We start from the raw sequence: 20,575 nt of genomic DNA, 5'->3' as shown, positions 1-20,575 counted from the left end.
CCAGGAGAATCCGATGTCATCTGCTCCAACGCTGTCACCATCGTCCTGGCTACGTGCCGCGCTATGTCTGGTGGTGCTGTCACTGGGGGCGTGTGCGCATGCGCCGCAGCGCAACCCGCTGGCCCGGTGGGTGCCCTCGCCCAATTACGACACGCGGCGGCCGGTCCTGATCGTGCTGCACTTCACCGACCAGCAGTCGGTGCGGCAGAGCCTGGGCACGCTGCGCGGGCGCAATAGTGGCGGCCGGGTCAGTGCGCACTATCTGATTGGCGAGGATGGCACGCGCTATCAACTGGTCAGCGACGACCAGCGCGCCTGGCATGGCGGCGCCGGGCGCTGGGGCACCATCACCGACATCAACTCCGCGTCGATCGGCATCGAACTGGACAACGACGGCAGCGAGCCATTCGCGCCTGCCCAGATCGACAGCCTGCTGGTGTTGCTGGACGACCTGTGCACCCGCCTGCGCATTCCGCGCACGCAGATCGTCGGCCATGAAGACGTGGCCCCGGCCCGCAAGAACGATCCCGGCCCGTTGTTTCCTTGGAAGCGGCTGGCCGATGCCGGCTTCGGCCGCTGGCCTGCCGCCGATGCCCCCGCCGCGCCGGCAGGCGTCGATCCCTGGCAGGCGCTCGCCTTGCTCGGCTACAGCCTCGACGATCCCGCCGCCACGCTGCAGGCGTTTCATCATCACTACCGCGGCAGCGATGCCCGCACGCTGGATGCCGAGGATTTGCGCATTCTGCATGCGTTGACCCGACCAGCGCTGCGGCAATTGCAGCTTCCGCCGGCGCCCATCGAACCGGATGCGCCGTAGCAATCCAGCATGACCGCTTCGCGTCACCCTTACCAACGCGGCGTGTACTGGATACCGACCGCATTCTTGGTAGCATCCGCTCGCCCAAACTCTTGAAGGACCTTGTGTGATGAGGCTAGGAAAGACCGCCCTATGGGCCGCCACGATCCTGCTGATCGGCGGTTGCACCAGGACACCCGGCGCAGCGCCCGGAGACGTGCAGGCATCGCCCTCGCAGAGCGCTCCTGCTGCTGCGCCAGCGGCGGCGAGTCCTGCCACGGCCGACGCCGAGGTGCCGGCACCCGGGCATGTGCTCGCCGACATCTATGGAATCAAGGGCGACGGATCGGAGTCCTACACCATCGACAATGGCGCCTTGGCCAGCTTTTGGTACGGCTACCGCTTCGACCTTGGCGGCAAGCATTACTACACCGGCTTCGCCAACGCGGGCCCCGGCAAGTACGGCAAATCCGAGGAAGAGAACTATCCGGACCCTGCCGTCGGCGTCAGCATCAGCCAGGCGACCTATGTGCTGGACGACGCGGGTGGCAAACCGGCATGGGGGCTGTTCCATGCGCAGCAATGGGCTGGCGATTTCGGCGGCAACGAGAAGGCCGACACGCTGGACCCGAAGCGCAAGCCGCAGCGCACCGAGACCAAGGATGGCCACCTGCTGCTCGCGCTGCCGACCACGCGCTTCGCCGACGGCATCAGCAGCGCGGGTTTCGCCGTGTTTTCCTTCGATCCGAACAAGAACGACATGGGCGACTACAAGGGCTGGGTCTACCTGGGCACTGTGGCCACCGGCGAAGACAACAGCGCGGCCTGCGACGATGAGGGCAACATGAAGTGCGCGTCGAGCACCGGCACGCTGAGCTTCGAACCCGGCAGTGGATCGATGCCGAGCCTGCGTGTGGCCATGCGTGGTACCGCCATTGTCGGCCCCGGCAAGGTCCGCAGCCTCGGCCCGGCCGACGGGGTCACCTATACCTACGACGCAGCCAAACACCAGTACACACCGCCGCTGGATCGCTGAGCCTTTCCGTGTGCCGGTCCGTTGCGGGGCGGCACGGGGCGCGGACCGGTCGGCAGAGCCGGCTGGTTTCGGGCGCGGGAACTGGATAAGATTCGCCCACGGGGCCTGATGATCAGGCGAGTCATTCGCGAGCGGCAATGGATGCTGCACTCGCCCGAAATGCCGGAGTGGATCGCCGGCTTGCGGTTTGCCATGCGCGAATCGCCATCATCGCCCCTGTCTTGGGGCCGGATCGCAATCCACCGTTTTCTGTCCGAAGCCGCGCCTGCGACAGCTGCGTCTGTGCGGGTCGGGCGATGTCCGCGATGCGCAAGATGACGGCCTTTCCGGACACGGGGCATGACATGTCGGGATTTGCGGTTGTAGTTCCGGCTTCTTCAACACATACAGGATGTTCTGCACATGTCCAACGACACTCAAGTAGCCGTCACGACCGTGGCACCGCCCTACCCGGGGAGCGTGCTGTATCTGATTTACGGCATGGATGGGGACGGCGCGCTCTCGTACCAGATCGATAACGGTGCTGTTGCCAGTTTCTGGCACGGCCAGCATTTCGATCTGGGCGGCAAGCAGTACTACACCGGTTTCGCCTACGCCACGCCCAACAAGTACGGCAACGACGAAGCCGAGACCTTCCCGGATCCGGGCGAAGGCGTGTCGATCAGCCAGGCCACGTTTCTGCTGACCGCGCCGGACAGCGAGCGACCGTGGATGCTGTTCCATGCGCAACAATACGTGGGCCGTTTCGGCGGCTACGAGCGCGCCGACGCCGTCGACGAGGCGCGCAAGCCGCAGCGGCACATCCTGGACAACGGCCACCTACTGTTGGCGGTGCCGACCTCCAGTGTCGACAATGGCGTCACCAGCTTCGGTTTTGCGCTATTTACCTTCGATCCGGACAAGAACGACCTGGGCGACTACCAGGGCTGGGTCTACCGTGGAACGCTTGCAGCCGGCGAAGAGAACGAGCTCAGCAGCGACGAACAGGGCAGCGTTCCGCACGTCTCCAGCACCGGCACGCTGAGCTTCCAGCCGGTGCCCGGCGAGCGGATGCCGGCCATGCAGGTGGCGTTGCAGGGCACGGTTGTTTCCGGTCCCGGCCGGGTGCGCATGCTCGATGCATCCGATGCGGTGGTCTATGTGTATGACCAAGCGAGCGGCCAGTACCTGCCGAAAGACCTCTAGTGAATCGGTCGGTGCGCCGCTCCACGGAGCGATGCAGCGGCAGCAGCAAGAAATTGCGACTTGCAACACCGAACAGTCTTGTTGACCGCACACCAATTAGCTCATGGACGAGCTCGGTTGACCTTGTCGGCGCCCAGCGCCGTATATCAACCTCAAGGAGTAACACGAGATGGCACGCGATTACACGAAGGCCGAGAACCTCGACATCATCGAGCGTGAAGCCAGGGAACGCCGCATTCCGGTCGACGATTTCATGCGTTTTGCCTATATCGAAACCGGCGGCAGGTTCGACGAGCAGGCCAGCCGTGGCCCCAACAGCGCCAAGGGCTTGTTCCAGTTCACTCCGGGTACCGCCGCGGCCTATGGCATCAGCGGCCGTGAATTGGATGCTGTGGCCAATACCGACGCCGCGGCGCGTTTGTATCAGGACAATGCGAGGTCGCTGACCCGCCAGCACGATAAAGACAATCGTCCTTACCTGTCTGGCAAGCCGCAGCCCGACGGGCTGGATATGTACATGGCGCACCAGCAGGGCGCTGCCGGCTATCGGTCGGTCCAGGCGGCGGTTGCCGGCGGCAGTTTCGCGCGTGCAGATACGCGCGCGAACATCATCAACAACGTGCCGCGCGAAAAGGATGCGGCCGGTGCCAAACAGTTCGAGGCTTACACCGGCAGCTCGCTGGCCGAGTTCAAGAAGATGTCCGATCAGGACATGGCCAAGACCTTTCTGAAATACTGGGACACCAAGTTCGACCATATCGCCATCCCGGAAAAGGGCATCAAGCCGGTTGCCGAGGGCCAGTCGCAGCAGCCGGCTGCGCCGGCCCGCGTGCAGTCGCATCCGGCTGCTGCGGCCGGGCAGGCCAGTCAAGACGCAATCAAGCTCACCGCCGCGTATGAGATGGGCGTCAAGTACGACGATGTGAAGTACGCGATCAATATCAAAGGCCACCGGCTCTTCCATCCGGGCGTGGACGGCAAGCACCTGGAGCAGGGCTACATCGACTGCTCCGGCTGGGTGTCCGAGCTGCAGAACGCCACGATGCGGGAGATCAATCAGAAGGCCGGCCGCGACGTCTTCGGCCGCCAGGACATGCTGGCGCAAGGAATGAATGGCTCCGGCGGCATTGTCAAGAAAGCGTTTGACGATTCCGGCGTGCTGCTACAGGGCCAGGACCTGTTCAAGCCCGGTGCGTTGAAGGAAGGCATGGTCATCGGCGTGGATGCCAGCCGGAATTCGGGGCATGACCATTGGAAGGGCATCGATCACATCCTGATGGTGGTGCGCGACCCGAAGAGCGGCGAACTGCAGGTCAGCCAGTCCAGCGGCACAAAGGGCGTCAACACCATGCCCTTGGACACGTATCTGGCCAACAACCAGAACGCCAGGTTGTTTGCGTCCGATCCGTTCGCCAAGGCGCGCGACCTGCTGCAGGACAGGCAGCAGACGCAGTCGCAGAATCAGGACCATCCGACACGCACATCGTTGCGGCCGGGCGAGCAAGGTGCGGATATAAAGGCAATGCAGCAGGCCCTGATCGAACTCGGGATGAAGGACAACAGCGGCAAGTTGCTGTCCGGTACCGGCTATTACGGCGACAGGACCAAGGAAGTGGTAGCAAACCTGCAGCGCGAGAAGGGCATGGAGCCGACGGGGATCGCCGATAAGGCCACGCTCGAAGCGCTCGGCAAGCAACAGGGCCAGGCTAAGAACGCTGGCGAGGCCAAGCTCTCCGCGTCCGTCGCTGGGGAAACGCAACGTCCAGTCGATCCTTTGGTCAAGCAGGCCATGGAACATCTTCAGAAGCATGGGCCGAACGGCGGCTTCAATAGTCGCGACGAGATGCAGCGTGCCGCTGGCCAAATCGCGTTCGAAGCCAAGGTCAGTGGGATGTCGCGTATCGACGAGTTGCTGCCGAGCACCAATGGCAAGGGGTTGATTGCGGTGGAGCGCAATCCCAACAACCCGCTCGATGTGAATCGTGCCTACGTGGACAAGCAGCAGGCCGCATCGGTGCCGCTGGAGCAGAGTCAGCAACAGCTCACAGCGGAAACGCAGCGGCAGAGTCAGGAGGATCAGCAGCGCACGCAGACCGCGCAGACGCAATCGGGTCCTGCACGCTAGGCACCTCTCATCAGGTTGCGAATCTGTGCGACAGCAATCGCCAGTCCGGCATTCGACCGGACTGGCGATTGCGCAGGAGCGGGGATAGTGCGTCGATGTGTAGATGGCGAGCGCAGCGATCCGGTCTGTCCGTCCCGAGCCGTTGTTCGTCAAGCGAGCCACGTGCTTTGCCTGTTCGAGCGCTCCTGTGCAGGCAGCTTGCTTGTGGTGGCTTATGCTTGGCGCATGACGCAAGCACGATTCCCGGTAAATCGCGTATCGCACCACGTCGCATGCACCCTGCAGCGCATCGGGTGGCAGGTGTCTGCGCTGGTTCTTCTGTGCGCAGGCCTCAACGTGCAAGCGGCTCCCATTCTCTCGCCGGCAACGACCGCCGCACAGGCCGGTCTGGTCGATGTGCGGGGCCTTGCGCCGGAGATCGCGGTGGACATGCGTTATGCGGGCAGCAACAACTTCACCGGGCGCGTGGTGCCGGGGTATGAGGCGCCCACGTGCTATTTGCTGCGTCCGGCGGCGCAGGCCCTGGCGCGGGTGGCGCGGTCGCTCAAGACCCAGGGATATCGACTGCAAGTGTTCGACTGCTACCGGCCGGTGCGGGCGGTGCAGGCGTTCGTGACCTGGGCTGCGGATCTGCAGGACCAGTCGACCAAGGCGCAGTACTACCCGCGTGTGGACAAGCGCGCGCTGTTGGGCGACTACATTGCCGAGACTTCGGGGCATAGCCGTGGCGCGACGCTGGACCTGGGCTTGCTCGATTGCCGGCAGGGCCCGTGCCAGCCGGTGGCGATGGGCACCGACTTCGATTTCTTCGATGCGCGTGCGCACACCGATGCGCGCGACATCAGTCCTGCCCAGCGGGCCCATCGCCAGCAGCTGTTGGGTGCGATGGCGGCGGAGGGATTTGCCAACTATCCGATGGAGTGGTGGCATTTCACCTTCCGTCCCGAGCCGATGCCGGATACCGCGTTCGATGTGCCGGTCAACTGAGCAACCGCGCCGCAGGCGGTGACCCGGCCACCGGACTGTCCATGTTGTGCATCACCCCACGCCGCTGCAAGGAATTGCCATGTCCGACCCGGAACGCTTCATCGATATCGCCTGCCCGTATTGCGGGGAGTGGATCACCCTGACGCTGGATCTGACCGGCGGCGACCAGCATTACATCGAGGATTGTCAGGTGTGCTGCAAGCCGATCTCGGTCAGCGTGCGATGGGACGAAGAAGGCGAGGCGCAGGTGAGTGCGCGGGGGCAGGACGATGCGTGAGCGCGGCATGTCGCAGCAGCGGGCAATCGGAGCGCTTGGTCGATCCGCACGCGCCTGACCGCCTGCGCTTGCGGCTCCGGCGCGGATCCATCGCCCGCAACCGCTAGACTGATGCGCCTGCCACCTGGATCCCGACGATGAATCTGCCCCTGCACTTCGGTCTGCTCGGCTCGCTGGAGGCCGGCCTGATCGCGTTGGTGCTGGGCGTGCTGGTCTTCGCTGCGGTGGAGCACATCGGCCGGCGTCTGCACTTCACCCACGGGCATACGCTGGGCATCGCCTGTCTGCTCGCGGTCGCCATCGGCGGTGGTTACGACATCTGGAATCTCGTCTACACCAGCATCGTGCGGCTGGAGTCGCCGCTCTATGCGCGTCTGGCGCTGGCCAAGATCCACGATCCCAACGAACTGGGGTCGCGCGTGGTGCTGGAAGTGGCCGGGGCGATCGCCGGTGTGGTAACAGGTTGGAAACTGTTCAGTTCCGGAAGCTGGGATGACGAGACGCCGAATGCGTGAGTCCACACGCTAAAACGCGGCGTGGTTCGCATATTCCGATGCATTGAATGAGGTGCTTCTGTTTGGCTCACCGATGGCTAACAGATGGCTAGGCGCAAACATCCGGCCGGTGGTTAAGAGGACGTTTTGCGCGAAATTGCGGCGGGTTTTACGTTCATTCGGGCTGGGTAAGGTGGGGTCATGTGCGGCGACAACCGCGCATTCCCAAGCCAAGGAGACCACCCAAATGAAGAATCGCAACCGCACCTCGCTGCTCGCCGCCACCGCCGCCCTTGCCGCCGCCCTGGCGCTGCCGGCCATGGCACAGAGCGCGCCACAGGATGCCGCCGCGACGTCGGCCCAGTCGGGCAGTGCTGCCACCACGGCGGCACAGCCTGCGCAATCCGGCGGCGGCCAGACCTGGGCGAGTGTCGACACCGATAGCGACGGTGCCATCAGCACACAGGAAGCCCAGGTCAACGCCGGGCTTGCGCAGATCTTCAATGACGCAGATTCCGACAAGAACGGCAAGCTGACCCCTGATGAATACAAGGCGTTTGTCGCCAAGCAGCAGGGCGGCGCAGCGGGAAGTGGATCGCAAGGCAACTGAGGTAGTAGGTCGCAAGGTAGTGAGTTGGTTTGCTGACGTGTTTTTCGACATCAGTAGGCAGCTTCTGCAACAGCAGTCGTTTGAGTAGGCGTTGTCGTTTGACCAGTGGCATCCCTGCGGATGTCCGGCATCGGTAAGCAAACGCATCACCACGCAACAGGATGGACATGCGGGAGCGATCTGCCAGGGTCGCTCCCGTTTTTTTTACGTGCGCCGCGCTAAAGTCACGACTCCATCGTTTCGGCACGCCGTCATGTTGTTGCGTATCGCCGTGCTGATTGGCCTGTCGAGTCCACTGTGGGCGCTCGCGGCGCCACCGGAGTTGCCGCCAGCCAACCCACCGCGTGGGACTTCCACCGCAGGGCCGGCAGCACCGGCAATGGCGCCGTCGTCGATCGACCCGCCACCGCCTGCCACTAAACCCTTGCTGCCGGCCGATGCTGCAGCGCCATCGGCTGCCAAAGGCGGTGCGGAGGCGGCGCTGGCGCCGCAGGCCGGCACATTGGCGCCTCGCACATTCCGTAGCCTGGACAGCGACGCCGACGGCTCATTGACCATGGCCGAAGCCGGCGCCGACCCTGTCCTGCGCGAGAATTTTGCCGGCTTCGACAACAATGGCGATGGGCGCCTGTCGCGCGACGAATTCGCCAGCTACCAGCCCGGTCCGGGCGATGCTGCAGGGGATTGATCGCAGCAGCGCTCCAGTGCGCTGCTAAACTGGCGCGATGACCTCTTCTGCACAGCGCGACGGCCAGGCGATCCAACTGGTCGGCTTCGACGGCGACGATACCCTCTGGAAAAGCGAGGACTATTACCGCAGTGCCGAAGCGGATTTCGAAGCGATCCTGGCCGGTTACCTGGATCTGGCCGATAGCCGCATGCAGCAGCACCTGCTGGCGGTGGAGCGGCGCAATCTCAAGGTGTTCGGTTACGGCGCCAAGGGCATGACGCTGTCGATGATCGAGACGGCGATCGAACTGACGCAGGCGCGCATTGCCGCACGCGACATCCAGCGCATCGTCGAGATCGGCCGCGCCACGCTGCAGCATCCGGTGGAAGTGATTGCCGGGGTGCGCGAGGCGGTCGGCGCGATTGCTGCCGATTATGCGGTGGTGCTGATCACCAAGGGCGACCTGTTCCATCAGGAGCAGAAGATCGAGCAATCCGGTCTGGCCGATCTGTTTCCGCGCGTGGAGGTGGTGTCCGAAAAGGATCCCCAGACCTATGCGCGCGTGCTGGGCGAATTCGACCTGCCGGCGCAGCGCTTTGTGATGATCGGCAATTCGTTGCGCTCGGACGTGGAGCCGGTGCTGGCCATCGGCGGTTGGGGGATCTACACCCCGTACGCGGTGACCTGGGCGCACGAGCAGGAGCACGGCGTGGCCGCCGACGAGCCGCGCATGCGCGAAGTGCCCGATGCCGCCGGCTGGCCGGCGGCGGTGCATGCGCTGGATGCATTGGCCCGGCGGCACGCGCCAAGCTGACCTTCGTCGCGGCCAGCGCCGCGACCTGGATCTGCAGATGCAGTTGGCCGGCACGCTGCGGTCGGCCTGACACCGACGCGGGCATGCGGCATCATCGGCGCATGCCTTCGCTGCTTACTTCGCTGTTGCGATCCCTGCTGCTGACCGCGCTGCTGCTGCCGATGCTGGCAATTGCGCAGACGCCGCCCGCGCCCGGGTCCGCGCCCGCCGCTGCTGCGCCCGTGGTGACGCCGGGCACCGGCGATGCCTGGGTGGACCAGCATCTGGCCGACATGGGCAGCTACGCGCAGCGCTACCCGGACAGTTTCATCGACGAAGTTGCGCGTTACACCGGCACCCCGCGCGGCTATGTGCAGGCGCTGTTGCAGGTGCATGGCTGGCACGCCGGCGACATCTATTTCGCCTGTTTCTGGGCGCAGACGCTGCAGTTGTCCTGCCGCGACACGGTGCGCGCCTACAGCCGCGACCATCATGACGGCTGGGAGGGCGTGATCACGCGGCTGTCGGTCACCCCGGAGACCGTGCATCTGCGCGCGCTGCGGCACGCCATCGTCGCCAGTTACGACCGCTGGGAACGTCCGATCACCCTGGATGCGCTCCTGCGCCGCCAGCTCGGCGATCACGCGCAACGGCTGGAAGCCGCGCGCCAGGCCAGCGAGGCGGCCGAGGCGGCGGCGCAGGCCGGACTTTAGAGCGGCTAGCAAACCGACTGCGTAGCCGCCAGGCGGGTGCGGCGGTACTCGGAACCGGCGTATACCACTCGTACGCTGCGTCTCCTGCGCGCCGTCCACGCACATCCGGCGGCTGCCGGCTCAAGGTGGTGTCGGCTACCGGTGCGGCAGCGTGCTATTCGGCTTCAACTCGCTGCAGGTCGTGGCACCGGAACTGTGCCAGCCGTTCGATGCGCGCCGGGTCGGCCTGAGCCTGGGCGAGGCTGGCGGCCTCTCTCGCTTGTAGCCATCCTCGGAGGACGCACAAGATGACTGCGCTCCCGGCCACACGGACGCAGCCGGCGTTAGGACCGGCATGGACCACGCCGTGCGCTGTGGTTCCAAGCTTGCCCGCCAGCCGCATCCAGCCGACGACTGCTCGCCACGGCTTGCCCGCCGCCACTGCGTGCGGTTTATGCCTGGTGGGAACCTGCGCAGTGGCAAGACGTGAGGTGACCAACAGGCTGCGCGCCTGTCTGCGCGGCAACACAGGCGCCGGCATGCTGCCGTGCAGCTGGTCGCCGCAGGGCGCGGTCGGCGAGAATGCCGCAACGCCGGCGTTGGCCGGCACTGCCAAGACCAGCCCATGCGCGATACCGTGTTTGTCTCCCCCGATCACATCCGCAGCCTGTTCGCGCAGGCGATGTCGGACATGTATCGCGCCGAGGTGCCGTTGTACGGCGACCTGATGACGCTGGTGGCGCAGGTCAATGCCGACACCCTGAGCGCCGATCCCGCCCTGGCCGCACGCCTGCAGCGCAACGACGAGCGCGCGCGGCTGGACCTGGAACGGCATGGCGCGATCCGGGTCGGCACGGCGCAGGAACTGGCCACGCTGCGGCGGCTGTTTGCGGTGATGGGCATGCATCCTGTGGGGTATTACGATTTATCGGTGGCCGGTGTGCCGGTGCATTCCACCGCGTTCCGCCCGATCGACGAGGCGGCGCTGTCGGCCAATCCGTTCCGCGTGTTCACCTCGTTGCTGCGGCTAGAATTGATCGAAGACGCCACGCTGCGCGCGCAGGCGGCGCAGATCCTGGAGCAGCGGCAGATCTTCACCGCCGCCGCGTTGGACCTGATCGAGCAGCACGAGCGTCACGGCGGGCTGGAGGCGGCGCAGGCGCAGCAGTTCGTGGCCGAGGCGCTGGAAACCTTCCGCTGGCACGGCGATGCCACGGTGTCGCTGCCGACCTACCGCGCGCTGAGCGAGGCGCACAAGTTGATTGCCGACGTTGTGAGCTTCCACGGCCCGCATATCAATCACCTGACGCCACGCACGCTGGATATCGACGCGGCGCAGGCGCAGATGCAGCGCGCCGGTATCGATGCCAAGGCGGTGATCGAAGGGCCGCCGCGTCGACGTGTGCCGATCCTATTGCGCCAGACCAGCTTCAAGGCTCTGGAGGAGCCGGTGCGTTTTGTCGGCGACAGCGGGCAGGCCGAGCACGGTACGCATACCGCGCGCTTCGGCGAGATCGAACAACGCGGGCTCGCGCTGACCCCCAAGGGCCGCGCGCTGTACGACGCGCTACTGGCGCAGGCGCGCGACAGCGATGGCGCGGGCAGCACCGGTACCGATTACGCGACGCGGCTGCAGACCGCGTTCGTGGCGTTTCCCGACGACGAAGCCGTGCTGCGTCAGGAAGGCCTGGGCTATTTCCGCTACGCGCTGACCGAGGCTGGACGTGCCGACCCTGCGCAGGTGGCGGCAATGCCGGCAGAAACCGCCATTGTGCTCGGTCTGCTCAGTGCCGATCCGATCATCTATGAAGATTTCTTGCCGGTGAGTGCGGCCGGCATCTTCCAGTCCAATCTCGGTGGCGCCGAACAACGCGCCTACGCCGCCCATTCGAGCAAGCGCAGCTTCGAACAGGCGCTGGGTGCGCAGGTGCACGATGAGTGCGCGTTGTATGCGCAGCTGGAGCGGGCGTCGCTGCAGGCGTTGCTGGTGTAGCGGTCACGGCGCGGCGCGTGCATTTGCACGCCTGCGATCTGCCGGCCCTGTCGCGCATGGCGTGTCGTGATCGCGCGGTGCACATTGCACGAATGTGCGCCGCTGCTGATCCGGATGGCGCGTACTCCGGACAGCAGGACAAAGACAGCAACCGAGATCTTTGCTCGTCTCGGCGTCTGGACGCGGTCAAGCGCCTGGGCTCAGCTCAAAAGCCCAGTGAGTCGAGTGCGCGGTGCCCTCACCGCTTGCGGGACATGCCGTGAATCCGTCCGTGGAGGCTCCTTGGCGGCATCCATGCCGCCAAGGGTCCCGCAACCGGCGAGGACACCGCACCCGAGAGTCGGTCGGTGGTTGGGTGAAAAGCCGCTTGTCGAACATGTATGGGCGTCGAGCCGGCGCATCAGTATCGAACAACGCACATCACGCACTGCTCTTGCTGCTCTTAACTGTGCATACCGATGATCTCGACGGGTCATTGCCCGCTCACCGTCGCGGGACCTTGGGCGGCATGGATGCCGCGCCAGAGCCTACAAGGACGTACTTGCGGCGTGTCCTGCGATGGTGGGCGGGCAAGGGCCCTGCAGCCAAGCCGCAGATCATCCGCTCTGCAACTGATCGATCCGCGCTGACCAGGCCCTCGGAGCACGACCCCCAAAGCAATCGGGACTTGCAACAGTGGCGGCGTTTAGGCGCGATCCGATGCTTAAGTCAAAAGCTCGGTAAGTCGAGTGCGCGGTGCCCTCACCGCTTGCGGGACACGCCGTGAATCCGTCCGTGGAGGCTCCTTGGCGGCATCCATGCCGCCAAGGGTCCCGCAAGCGGCGAGGACACCGCACCAGAGAGTCGGTCGGTGGTGCTCTTGCTGTTCTTAACTGTGCATACCGATGATCTCGACTGGTCATTGCCCGCTCACCGTCGCGGGACCTTGAGCGGCATGGATGCCGCGCCAGAGCCGCTGGCCAGCCGGCACGCGCCGGCCCATGCAGACCGGCGCGTGTGCCGCTTCGCCTCAGTGCGCCGACGCAGCCGGGCGCCGTGCCGCCGCGCGCTCTGCCCGGCGTGCACGCGCACGTGCGCGACGCGCCTTCCAGCGTTCGCTCAGGCAGGAGAAGATCACGTAGAGCGCCGGGGTACTGAGCAGGGTCAGGCTCTGCGAGAAGATCAGCCCGCCGATCATCGCGATGCCCAACGGGCGGCGCAGTTCGGAGCCTTCGCCCAGGCCGACCGCCAGCGGGACTGCGGCCAGGATCGCCACCATCGTGGTCATCATGATCGGGCGGAAGCGCACGATCGATGCTTCGCGTGCGGCCGCGCGCGCATCCATGCCGTGCACGCGCTGCGCCACTAGCGCGAAGTCGATCATCATGATCGCGTTCTTCTTGACGATGCCGATCAGCAGCACCAGCGCGATCATCGAGATCACCGACAATTCGGTGTTGGTGAGGAACAACGCCAGCAGCGCGCCGACGCCGGCGGCCGGCAACGTGGACAGGATGGTGACCGGATGGATCAGGCTCTCGTAGAGCATGCCCAGCACGATGTAGACGGTGAGCACCGCGGCCAGCAGCAACACACCCATCGAGTTGGGGCTGAGTTGCACGTTGAAGCTGTCGTCGCCACTGAGACGGATGCCGTCGGGCATGCGCAAGCCTTCCACGGTGGACTTGATGATCAGATCCGCCTCGCCGGTGCTGACGCCCGGTGCGAGGTTGTAGCTCAAATCCATCGTGGTGTACTGGTTTTCGTGGACGATCTGCGGCGGCGCCAGCCCCGGCACCTGGATCGCGACGGCAGTGATCGGCACCATCAGGCCGGCGCGGTTGGGTACGAAAATCTGATCCAGCGCCTTGGGCGTTGCTGTCTGCGAGGGCAGCGCATTGACCACCACGCTGTACTGGTTGAGATCCGAATAGATGGTGGAGATGGAGCGCTGGCCAAACGCGCCATACAGCGCGCCATCGATGGCACCGACCGAAATCCCCAGGCGCGCGGCCTTGGCGCGGTCGATCACGATGTTCTGGCGCAAGCCCGATGTGTCCACGTCGGTGCCGACATCGCGCAGGCGCGGATTCTTCTTCAACGCGGCCTGCAGTTTGGGCAGCCATTCCTGCAGCTGTGCCAGGTCGTTGCCCTGCAGCGAGACGCGGTACTGCGCGCCCTGGCTGGTGCCGCCACCGCCGTCACTGGGCAGGTCCTGGATCGCGCGCAGGCGTAGATCCAGATCCGGGTAGCGGTCGGCCTTGGCGCTCAGCCGTGCGACCACCTGCGCGGTGGTATCGCGGCGGCCTTCGTCACGCTTCTTCAACTCGATGTTGAACGAGGCGCTGGAGCCCTGCCGGCCGGAGCCCAGTCGCGCGCCGACGGTCTTCACCGCCGGGTCGGCCATCAGCATGTCGGTGATGCGGCGCTGGCGGCTGACCATGTCGGCAAACGACACCGTCGCGCTGGAATTGGCGCGGCCCCAGATCAGGCCGGTGTCCTGCGCAGGGAACGAGCCCTTCTTGACCGCGCCGCCGAGAAAGACGGTGGCGGCGATCAGCAGCAGCGGCGTCAGCGACAGCAGCAAGGCGTGCCGCAGCGAGAAATCCAGCGCCACCGTGTACACCGCGAGCATGCGCTCGTGCATGCGGTCCAACCAGGCGCCGAAGCGGCCGGGTTTTTCCGGCTCGGTATGCGCCGACAGAAAGCGGCTGCACAGCGCCGGCGTCAAGGTCAGCGATACCAGCATCGACACCACGATCGCCGCCACCAGGGTCACGGTGAACTCGCGGAAGAACGCGCCGATCATGCCGCTGGCAAACAGCATCGGAATGAACACCGCCACCAGCGAGGCGGTGATCGACACGATGGTGAAGCCGATCTCGCGCGCACCCGCCAGTGCGGCATCCAGACGCGGCATGCCTTCGTCCAGATGACGCATGATGTTTTCGATCACCACGATCGCATCGTCGACCACAAAGCCAATGGCGATCACCAGCGCCAGCAGGCTGAGGTTGTTCAAGGTGAAGCCCAGCATGTACATCACCAGCGCCGAGCCGGCCAGCGACAGCGGCACGGTGACCGCCGCGATCAGCGTGGGTGCCAGGCGGCGCAGGAACAGCGCCATGGTCAGGATCACCATTGCCAGGCTGATCATCAGCGTGGCCTGCACTTCGTGCAGCGAGGCGCGGATGGTCGGGGTGCGGTCGAAGTAGGGCGTCAATGTGGTGCCGGGCTGCAGATAGGCGCGCAACTCGGGAATCTGGGCCTTTACCTGGTCCACGGTTTCGACGATGTTGGCGCCGGCGCGGGTGAATGCGTACATCACCACCGCCGGTTTGCCATCGAACCAGGCCGCTTGATAGGCATCCTGCTGGCCGTCGTAGACAGTGGCCACATCGCCCAGCCGCACGATGCGTCCGTTGGACTGGGTGGAGATCGCCAGCTGGGCGAAATCGGCAGCCTTGGCCACCGAATCGTTGGCCACGATGGCCATGGTGGTGTTGCCGTCGGACAGGAACCCGGTCGGCGAGGTGACGTTGGCCGCGCGCACGGCGTTGCGCAGATCGTCCGGGGTCAGGCCCAGCGCGTTGAGCGCGCGCAGGTCCACGTCCACGCGTACCGCCGGCGTGGAGGCGCCGGCGATATCGACCGAACTGATGCCGGTGATCTGGCGCAGCCGTTGCGCCAGCAGCGAGTCGGCAACGTTGTAGAGCTCATCGGCCGATTGCGTGTCCGAGGTCAGCGCAATGGCGATGACCGGGTCGTCGTTCGGATTGGCCTTCTGGTACATCGGAGTGCCCAGGCCGGAGGGCAGGTCCGATTGCGACGCGTTGATGGCGGTCTGCACGTCCTGCGCGGCCGAATCGATGTCGCGATTGCTCTGAAATACCATGAACACCATGCTGCTGCTCTCCGAACTGGAGGAGCGCATGCGGTCGATGCCGGGCAGCTGGCCCAGGTGGCGTTCCAGCGGTGCGGTGACGGTGGAGGCCATGGTGCCGGCATCGGCGCCGGATTGCGTGGCATGCACGAAGATCACCGGAATCTGGATGTTCGGCAATGCCGCCACACCCAGCCGCAGGTAGCACATCAATCCGATCACGAACAAGCCGATCGCCAGTAGCGCGGTGCCGATCGGGCGCTTGATGAAGGGCGCGGAGATGTTCATGGGGTGACTGCCGGGAATCGGGATTCGGGATTCGGGAATCGGGAAAGGCAACAGCCAGCGCAGTTGCCATACGCGCGTGCGGGAAGGCGGTGCCGTGGGCAGGCAGACCGATCAGCGATGACGCCATCGGTCATCATGCCGGGCGCTCCGAGCTGGAGGCCGGGGGCACGCCGTCATGGCGGGCGGCACGCCGCGCGCGCCAATCGCGCAGCCGCTCGCCGGCACGCTCCATGTACAGGTAGATCACCGGCGTGGTGTACAGCGTCACCAGCTGCGACAGCAGCAGGCCGCCGACGATGGCGATGCCGAGCGGGCGCCGCAGTTCCGAGCCGATGCCGGTGCCCAGCGCCAGCGGCAGCGCGCCCAGCATCGCGGCGGCGGTGGTCATCATGATCGGGCGGAAGCGCAGCAGGCAGGCGCGCCGGATCGCTTCGTGCGCGTTGGCGCCTTCGCGGCGGGCATCGATGGCGAAGTCGATCATCATGATCGCGTTCTTCTTGACGATGCCGATCAGCAGCACGATGCCGACGATGCCGTCCACCGACAGGCTCAACCCGCACATCATCAGCGCCAGCAGCGCACCGACGCCGGCCGGCGGCAGCGTGGAGATGATCGTCAGCGGATGGATGTAGCTCTCGTAGAGCACGCCCAGCACGATGTAGATCACCACGATCGAGGCCAGCAGCAGCCACACGATATCGGTCTGGCTGCCGGTGAATTCGGCGGCCTTGCCGACGAACGCCGCATGCACCTGGGTCGGGATCTTCAGATCCTGGCGCACCTGCTCGATCGCCTCCACCGCCTGCGACAGCGAATGGCCCGGCGCCAGATTGAACGAGATCGTGACCGCCGGCAGCTGTTGCTGGTGGCTGACCACCAGCGGCGTGTTGGTGACCTTGGCCTCGGCCAGTGCGGCCAGCGGAATGATGCTGCCGGCGCCGACCACGATGCCGGTGTTCTGCGCGCCCACGCCGGTGGCGGTGGAGGAGTTGGACGAGGTCAGCTGGCCGAAGCTGGTGGCATTGGTGCCGGTCAGCGCGCCGCTGCCGTTGCTGGCCACCGCCAGCTGGTTCATCAATGCGGTGCTGCTGCGGAACTCCGGCGCCACTTCCAGCACCACCCGGTACTGATTGAGCTCGGTGAAGATCGTGGAGATCTGGCGTTGGCCGAAGGCGTCGTACAGCGTGTCGTCGATGGTCTGCATCGGCACGCCGAGCATGCTGGCCTTGTCGCGATCGATGCTCAGTTCCAGCGCACGGCCCTGGTTGGCCAGGTTGTTGTCCACATCGGCCAGCTCGGGCAGCTTGCGCATCGCCTCGGTCATGCGCCCGGCCCAGGTGGCCAGCTCGCTGCTGTCCACATCCGACAGCGAATACTGGTATTCGGTGGCGGCCACGCGGGTGTCCAGGGTGACGTCCTGGACCGGCTTGAGGAACAGCGCCACGCCGGGAATGCCGGCCACCGCCTTTTGCAGGCGCGGCAGCACCTCGTCCAGGCCCTCGCGGTCGCCGCGCGTCTTCAGCACGATCGACAGCTGGCCCTGGTTGATGGTCGGGTTCATGGTGCCGGCGCCGATGAAGGCGGCCACGCCGGTCACGGCCGGGTCTTTCTGCAGCGCCGCAGCGACCGCCTGGGTGCGCTGCTCCATCTGCGGGAATGCCACGTTCTGGTCGGCCTGCACCACGCCGGTGATCAGGCCGGTGTCCTGCTCGGGCAGCAAGCCCTTGGGGATCGCCACATACAGCACCACGGTCAGCGCCACCGCGCCGATCGCCACCGCCAAGGTCAGCGGCTGGTGCGCCAGCACCCAGTCCAGGCTGCGCTCGTAGGCGCCCACGGTGCGCGTCCACAGGTTGGTCTTGCCGGCGGCGGCGGCGCGCTCGTGCGCGTCCTCGCCTTCGGGCAGGGCGTCGGGCTTGAGCAGGTAGGCACACATCATCGGCGTCAGCGTCAGCGACACCAGCATCGAGATCACCACTGCAATCGACAGCACCCACGCAAACTCATGGAACAGGCGCCCGGTCACGCCCGGCATCAGCAGCAGCGGCAGGAACACTGCCACCAGCGACACGGTCAGCGACAACACGGTGAAGCCGATCTGCTTGGCGCCGATTTCGGCCGCTTCCTGCCCGCTCTTGCCCTGTTCGATGTAGCGCACGATGTTTTCGATCATCACGATCGCATCGTCGACCACGAACCCGGTCGCCACCACCAGCGCCATCAGCGACAGGTTGTCCAGCGACATGCCGGCAAACGCCATCACCCCGAAGGTACCGGCCAGCGACAGCGGCACCGCCACCGAGGGAATGATGGTGGCCCACAACCGGCGAAGGAAGACAAAGATCACCGCCACCACCAGCGCGATGGTCAGCACCAGGGTGAACTTCACCTCATGCACCGAGGCGCGGATGGTTTCGGTACGGTCGGAGAACACCTCCAGATGCACATCGGCCGGCAGCACCGACTGCAGCTGCGGCAGGATGTTGCGGATCTGTTCCACCGTCTGCACGATGTTGGCGCCGGGCTGGCGACGGATTTCCAGCAGCACCGCCGGCTTGTTGTCTGCCCAGGCGGCGAGCTGGTCGTTCTCCACGCCGTCGACCACGTTGGCCACATCGGCCAGCCGCACCGGGCGGCCGTTGCTGTAGCTGATGATGGTTTCGCGGTACTGCGCCGCGTCGGTGAGCTGGTCGTTGGTGCCGATGCTGTAGGACTGGGTCTTGCCGTTGAGCGAGCCCTTGGGCGCGCTGACATTGGTCTGGGTCAGCGCGCTGCGCAGCGACTCCATGGTCAGGCCCATGTTCGACAGCTGTGCCGGGTTGACCTGGATGCGCACGGCAGGCCGCACGTTGCCGGCGATCGACACCAGCCCCACGCCCGGTACCTGCGACAGGCGCTGGGCCAGGATCGCATCGGCATAGCGGTTGACCTCGCGCAGCGGCAGCGAGTCGGAGGTGAGCTTGAGGGTCAGGATCGCCGCGTCGGCCGGATTGACGCGGTTGTACACCGGTTGGTACGGCAGCGACGAGGGCAGGGTGGCCTGACGGATCGCCGCCTGCACATCCTGCGCGGCGATGTCGATGTCGCGGTCCATCGAGAACTGCAGGATGATCGTGGACAGGCCTGCCGACGAATCGGAGGTCATCATCTGCAGCCCGGAGATCTGCCCGAACTGGCGCTCCAGCGGCGTGGTCACCAGCGAGGCCATGGTGGTCGCGTTGGCGCCGGGATACTGGGTGGTGACGACCAGACTGGGCGCGTCGATTTCCGGCAGCGCCGAGACCGGCAATTGCCGGTAGCCCAGGATGCCCAGCAGCAGGATGCCCGCCATCAACAACGAGGTGGCGATGGGACGGCGGATGAAGATGGTCGAAAAGCCCACGGGGGGTGTCCTTGCTGAAGACGTCAATCGATGCCGGCGCGCGCAGCGCCGAGGCACACCGGCGACGGAAGTCCCGTCGCCGGTGCTCGCGAGTTAGCGCGGACCACCGCCGCCGCGTCGGCCGCCGGCACCGTCACGGCTCTTGTCCTGCGCGGCCTTGAGTTCGGCCTCGGTCGGCTCCGGCGGGGTTTCGCCCGGCTTGAGCGCGCTGACCTTGCTGCCCGGCTTGAGCCGGAACTGGCCTTCGGTCACCACGCGTTCGCCCGGCTTGAGTCCCTTGGTGACCTGGACATGGCTGTCGTCCACTTCCACGCCCTGCACCACGGTGCGCATCTGCGCGGTGTTGTCGCTGCCGACCACGTAGACGTAATCGCCGTCCGGGCCGCGCTGCACGGCCTGGGTCGGCACCACGGTGCCGCCGGAGATGGTGCGCAGCTGCAGGCGCACGTTGACGAACTGGCCCGGCCACAGCGCATTGTCGGTATTGGCGAAGATCGCACGCGCACCGAAGGTGCCGCTGTCGGCGGCGATGCGGTTGTCGATCACCTCCAGCTTGCCGTCGCCGCTGATCACGTGCGCGTCGCCGCGATCCAGCGCCGCCACGTCCAGCGGGGCGGCCGCCTGGCCGCTGCGCACCGCCTGCAACTCGCGCTCGGGCAGGTTGAAGGACACGTAGATCGGGCGGATCTGGGTCAGGGTGACGATGGTGGAGCTGGCGCTGACGATATTGCCCACGTCCACGCCGCGGATACCGGCGATGCCGTCGATCGGTGCGGTCACGCGGGTGAATTGCAGTTGCACCTGCGCCGAGCGCATCTGCGCATCGTTGGCCGACACCGCCGCCTCGTACTGCGACACCTGGTTACGCTGGGTATCCAGGTCTGTGCGCGAGACGTACTGCTTGTAGGCCGGGTCGTTGGAGCGCTGGTAGTTCACCCGCGAGGTCGCCAGCAGCGCCTGGTTCTGGCGCTTGGCCGCCAGCGCCTGGTCATAGCTGGCCTGCAGCGTGCGTGGGTCGATCTGCGCCAGCAGCTCGCCCTTCTTCACCTCCTGGCCTTCCTTGAAATTCAGGCTCATTAGCTGGCCGCCGACCTGCGGGCTGACCGTGACGGTATTGAGCGCGGTCACCGTGCCCAGCGCGCTGGCGTAGACCGGCACATCCTGGGTGGTGGCGGCCACGACCGTGACCGGTACCGGGCCGCTGTTCTCGGTGCCATCGCCGTCCGGCGCGTCCGCCCGCTTGCCGTGATTGCCCCCACCGAACATCCGCATTGCGACGAACACCAAGACGAGCACCGCTACGACCAGCAGTGTGATCTTCCAAAAACGCGACATGCGAAACTCCTGAGGGCGGGCCGGGCGCTGGTGCGACCGTGGGGCGGCTG

At 65.8% G+C, this 20,575-nt stretch carries 15 protein-coding genes and 1 pseudogene; 13 read left to right on the top strand and 3 right to left on the bottom strand.

Annotated features, from left to right (window positions below; all coding sequences use genetic code 11):
- Positions 1-13: 13 nt before the first annotated feature.
- The 13 genes and pseudogenes from XarjCFBP7645_RS05620 to hglS all read left to right on the top strand — a co-directional run bounded on the left by XarjCFBP7645_RS05620 (position 14) and on the right by hglS (position 11,658).
- On the top strand, positions 14-817 hold the full coding sequence (locus tag XarjCFBP7645_RS05620; protein ID WP_104536761.1) for an N-acetylmuramoyl-L-alanine amidase: 804 nt from the start codon (positions 14-16) through the stop codon (positions 815-817).
- Positions 818-926: 109 nt separating this feature from the next.
- The gene (locus tag XarjCFBP7645_RS05615; RefSeq protein ID WP_104536504.1) at positions 927-1,832 is read left to right on the top strand and encodes a hypothetical protein; all 906 of its coding nucleotides are present in this window, start codon (positions 927-929) and stop codon (positions 1,830-1,832) included.
- A gap of 402 nt (positions 1,833-2,234) precedes the next feature.
- Entirely contained in the window at positions 2,235-3,017 is a 783-nt protein-coding gene (locus tag XarjCFBP7645_RS05610) for a hypothetical protein (protein ID WP_104536503.1), read from the top strand.
- A gap of 169 nt (positions 3,018-3,186) precedes the next feature.
- On the top strand, positions 3,187-5,142 hold the full coding sequence (locus XarjCFBP7645_RS05605) for a peptidoglycan-binding protein (RefSeq protein WP_104536502.1): 1,956 nt from the start codon (positions 3,187-3,189) through the stop codon (positions 5,140-5,142).
- A gap of 336 nt (positions 5,143-5,478) precedes the next feature.
- Positions 5,479-6,129, top strand: coding sequence for a M15 family metallopeptidase (locus tag XarjCFBP7645_RS05600; RefSeq protein ID WP_429001452.1), 651 nt, complete (start codon positions 5,479-5,481; stop codon positions 6,127-6,129).
- Positions 6,130-6,208: 79 nt separating this feature from the next.
- Positions 6,209-6,406 (top strand): CPXCG motif-containing cysteine-rich protein, encoded by a 198-nt coding sequence (locus tag XarjCFBP7645_RS05595; RefSeq protein ID WP_104536500.1) that lies wholly within the window; start codon positions 6,209-6,211, stop codon positions 6,404-6,406.
- Between the two features lie 137 nt (positions 6,407-6,543).
- A complete protein-coding gene (locus XarjCFBP7645_RS05590) occupies positions 6,544-6,921 on the top strand; it encodes a hypothetical protein (protein WP_104536499.1) in 378 nt (125 codons plus the stop codon).
- A 226-nt stretch (positions 6,922-7,147) separates the two neighbouring features.
- Positions 7,148-7,510, top strand: coding sequence for an EF-hand domain-containing protein (locus XarjCFBP7645_RS05585; RefSeq protein WP_104536498.1), 363 nt, complete (start codon positions 7,148-7,150; stop codon positions 7,508-7,510).
- Between the two features lie 253 nt (positions 7,511-7,763).
- Positions 7,764-8,198, top strand: coding sequence for a hypothetical protein (locus XarjCFBP7645_RS05580; protein ID WP_104536497.1), 435 nt, complete (start codon positions 7,764-7,766; stop codon positions 8,196-8,198).
- A gap of 37 nt (positions 8,199-8,235) precedes the next feature.
- On the top strand, positions 8,236-8,994 hold the full coding sequence (locus XarjCFBP7645_RS05575; RefSeq protein WP_104536496.1) for an HAD family hydrolase: 759 nt from the start codon (positions 8,236-8,238) through the stop codon (positions 8,992-8,994).
- Between the two features lie 83 nt (positions 8,995-9,077).
- Positions 9,078-9,686: a hypothetical protein gene (locus tag XarjCFBP7645_RS05570; protein ID WP_104536495.1), complete on the top strand. Its 609-nt coding sequence runs from the start codon at positions 9,078-9,080 to the stop codon at positions 9,684-9,686.
- A gap of 124 nt (positions 9,687-9,810) precedes the next feature.
- A pseudogene (locus XarjCFBP7645_RS05565) lies at positions 9,811-9,948 on the top strand (beta-ketoacyl-[acyl-carrier-protein] synthase II); the annotation flags it as partial.
- Between the two features lie 342 nt (positions 9,949-10,290).
- The gene (gene hglS / locus XarjCFBP7645_RS05560) at positions 10,291-11,658 is read left to right on the top strand and encodes a 2-oxoadipate dioxygenase/decarboxylase HglS (protein ID WP_104536494.1); all 1,368 of its coding nucleotides are present in this window, start codon (positions 10,291-10,293) and stop codon (positions 11,656-11,658) included.
- Between the two features lie 1,009 nt (positions 11,659-12,667).
- On the opposite strand, the gene XarjCFBP7645_RS05550 is transcribed toward hglS, so the two are convergent.
- The 3 genes from XarjCFBP7645_RS05550 to XarjCFBP7645_RS05540 form a co-directional block, all read right to left on the bottom strand.
- Positions 12,668-15,808, bottom strand: coding sequence for an efflux RND transporter permease subunit (locus XarjCFBP7645_RS05550; RefSeq protein WP_104536492.1), 3,141 nt, complete (start codon positions 15,806-15,808; stop codon positions 12,668-12,670).
- A gap of 133 nt (positions 15,809-15,941) precedes the next feature.
- Positions 15,942-19,190: an efflux RND transporter permease subunit gene (locus XarjCFBP7645_RS05545; RefSeq protein ID WP_181126182.1), complete on the bottom strand. Its 3,249-nt coding sequence runs from the start codon at positions 19,188-19,190 to the stop codon at positions 15,942-15,944.
- A gap of 93 nt (positions 19,191-19,283) precedes the next feature.
- The gene (locus XarjCFBP7645_RS05540) at positions 19,284-20,525 is read right to left on the bottom strand and encodes an efflux RND transporter periplasmic adaptor subunit (protein ID WP_104536490.1); all 1,242 of its coding nucleotides are present in this window, start codon (positions 20,523-20,525) and stop codon (positions 19,284-19,286) included.
- Positions 20,526-20,575: the final 50 nt, after the last annotated feature.

The sequence above is a fragment of the Xanthomonas arboricola genome (assembly GCF_002940665.1).
Taxonomy (GTDB): domain Bacteria; phylum Pseudomonadota; class Gammaproteobacteria; order Xanthomonadales; family Xanthomonadaceae; genus Xanthomonas; species Xanthomonas arboricola_B.
This window is presented reverse-complemented; position numbering and strand designations above follow the sequence as displayed.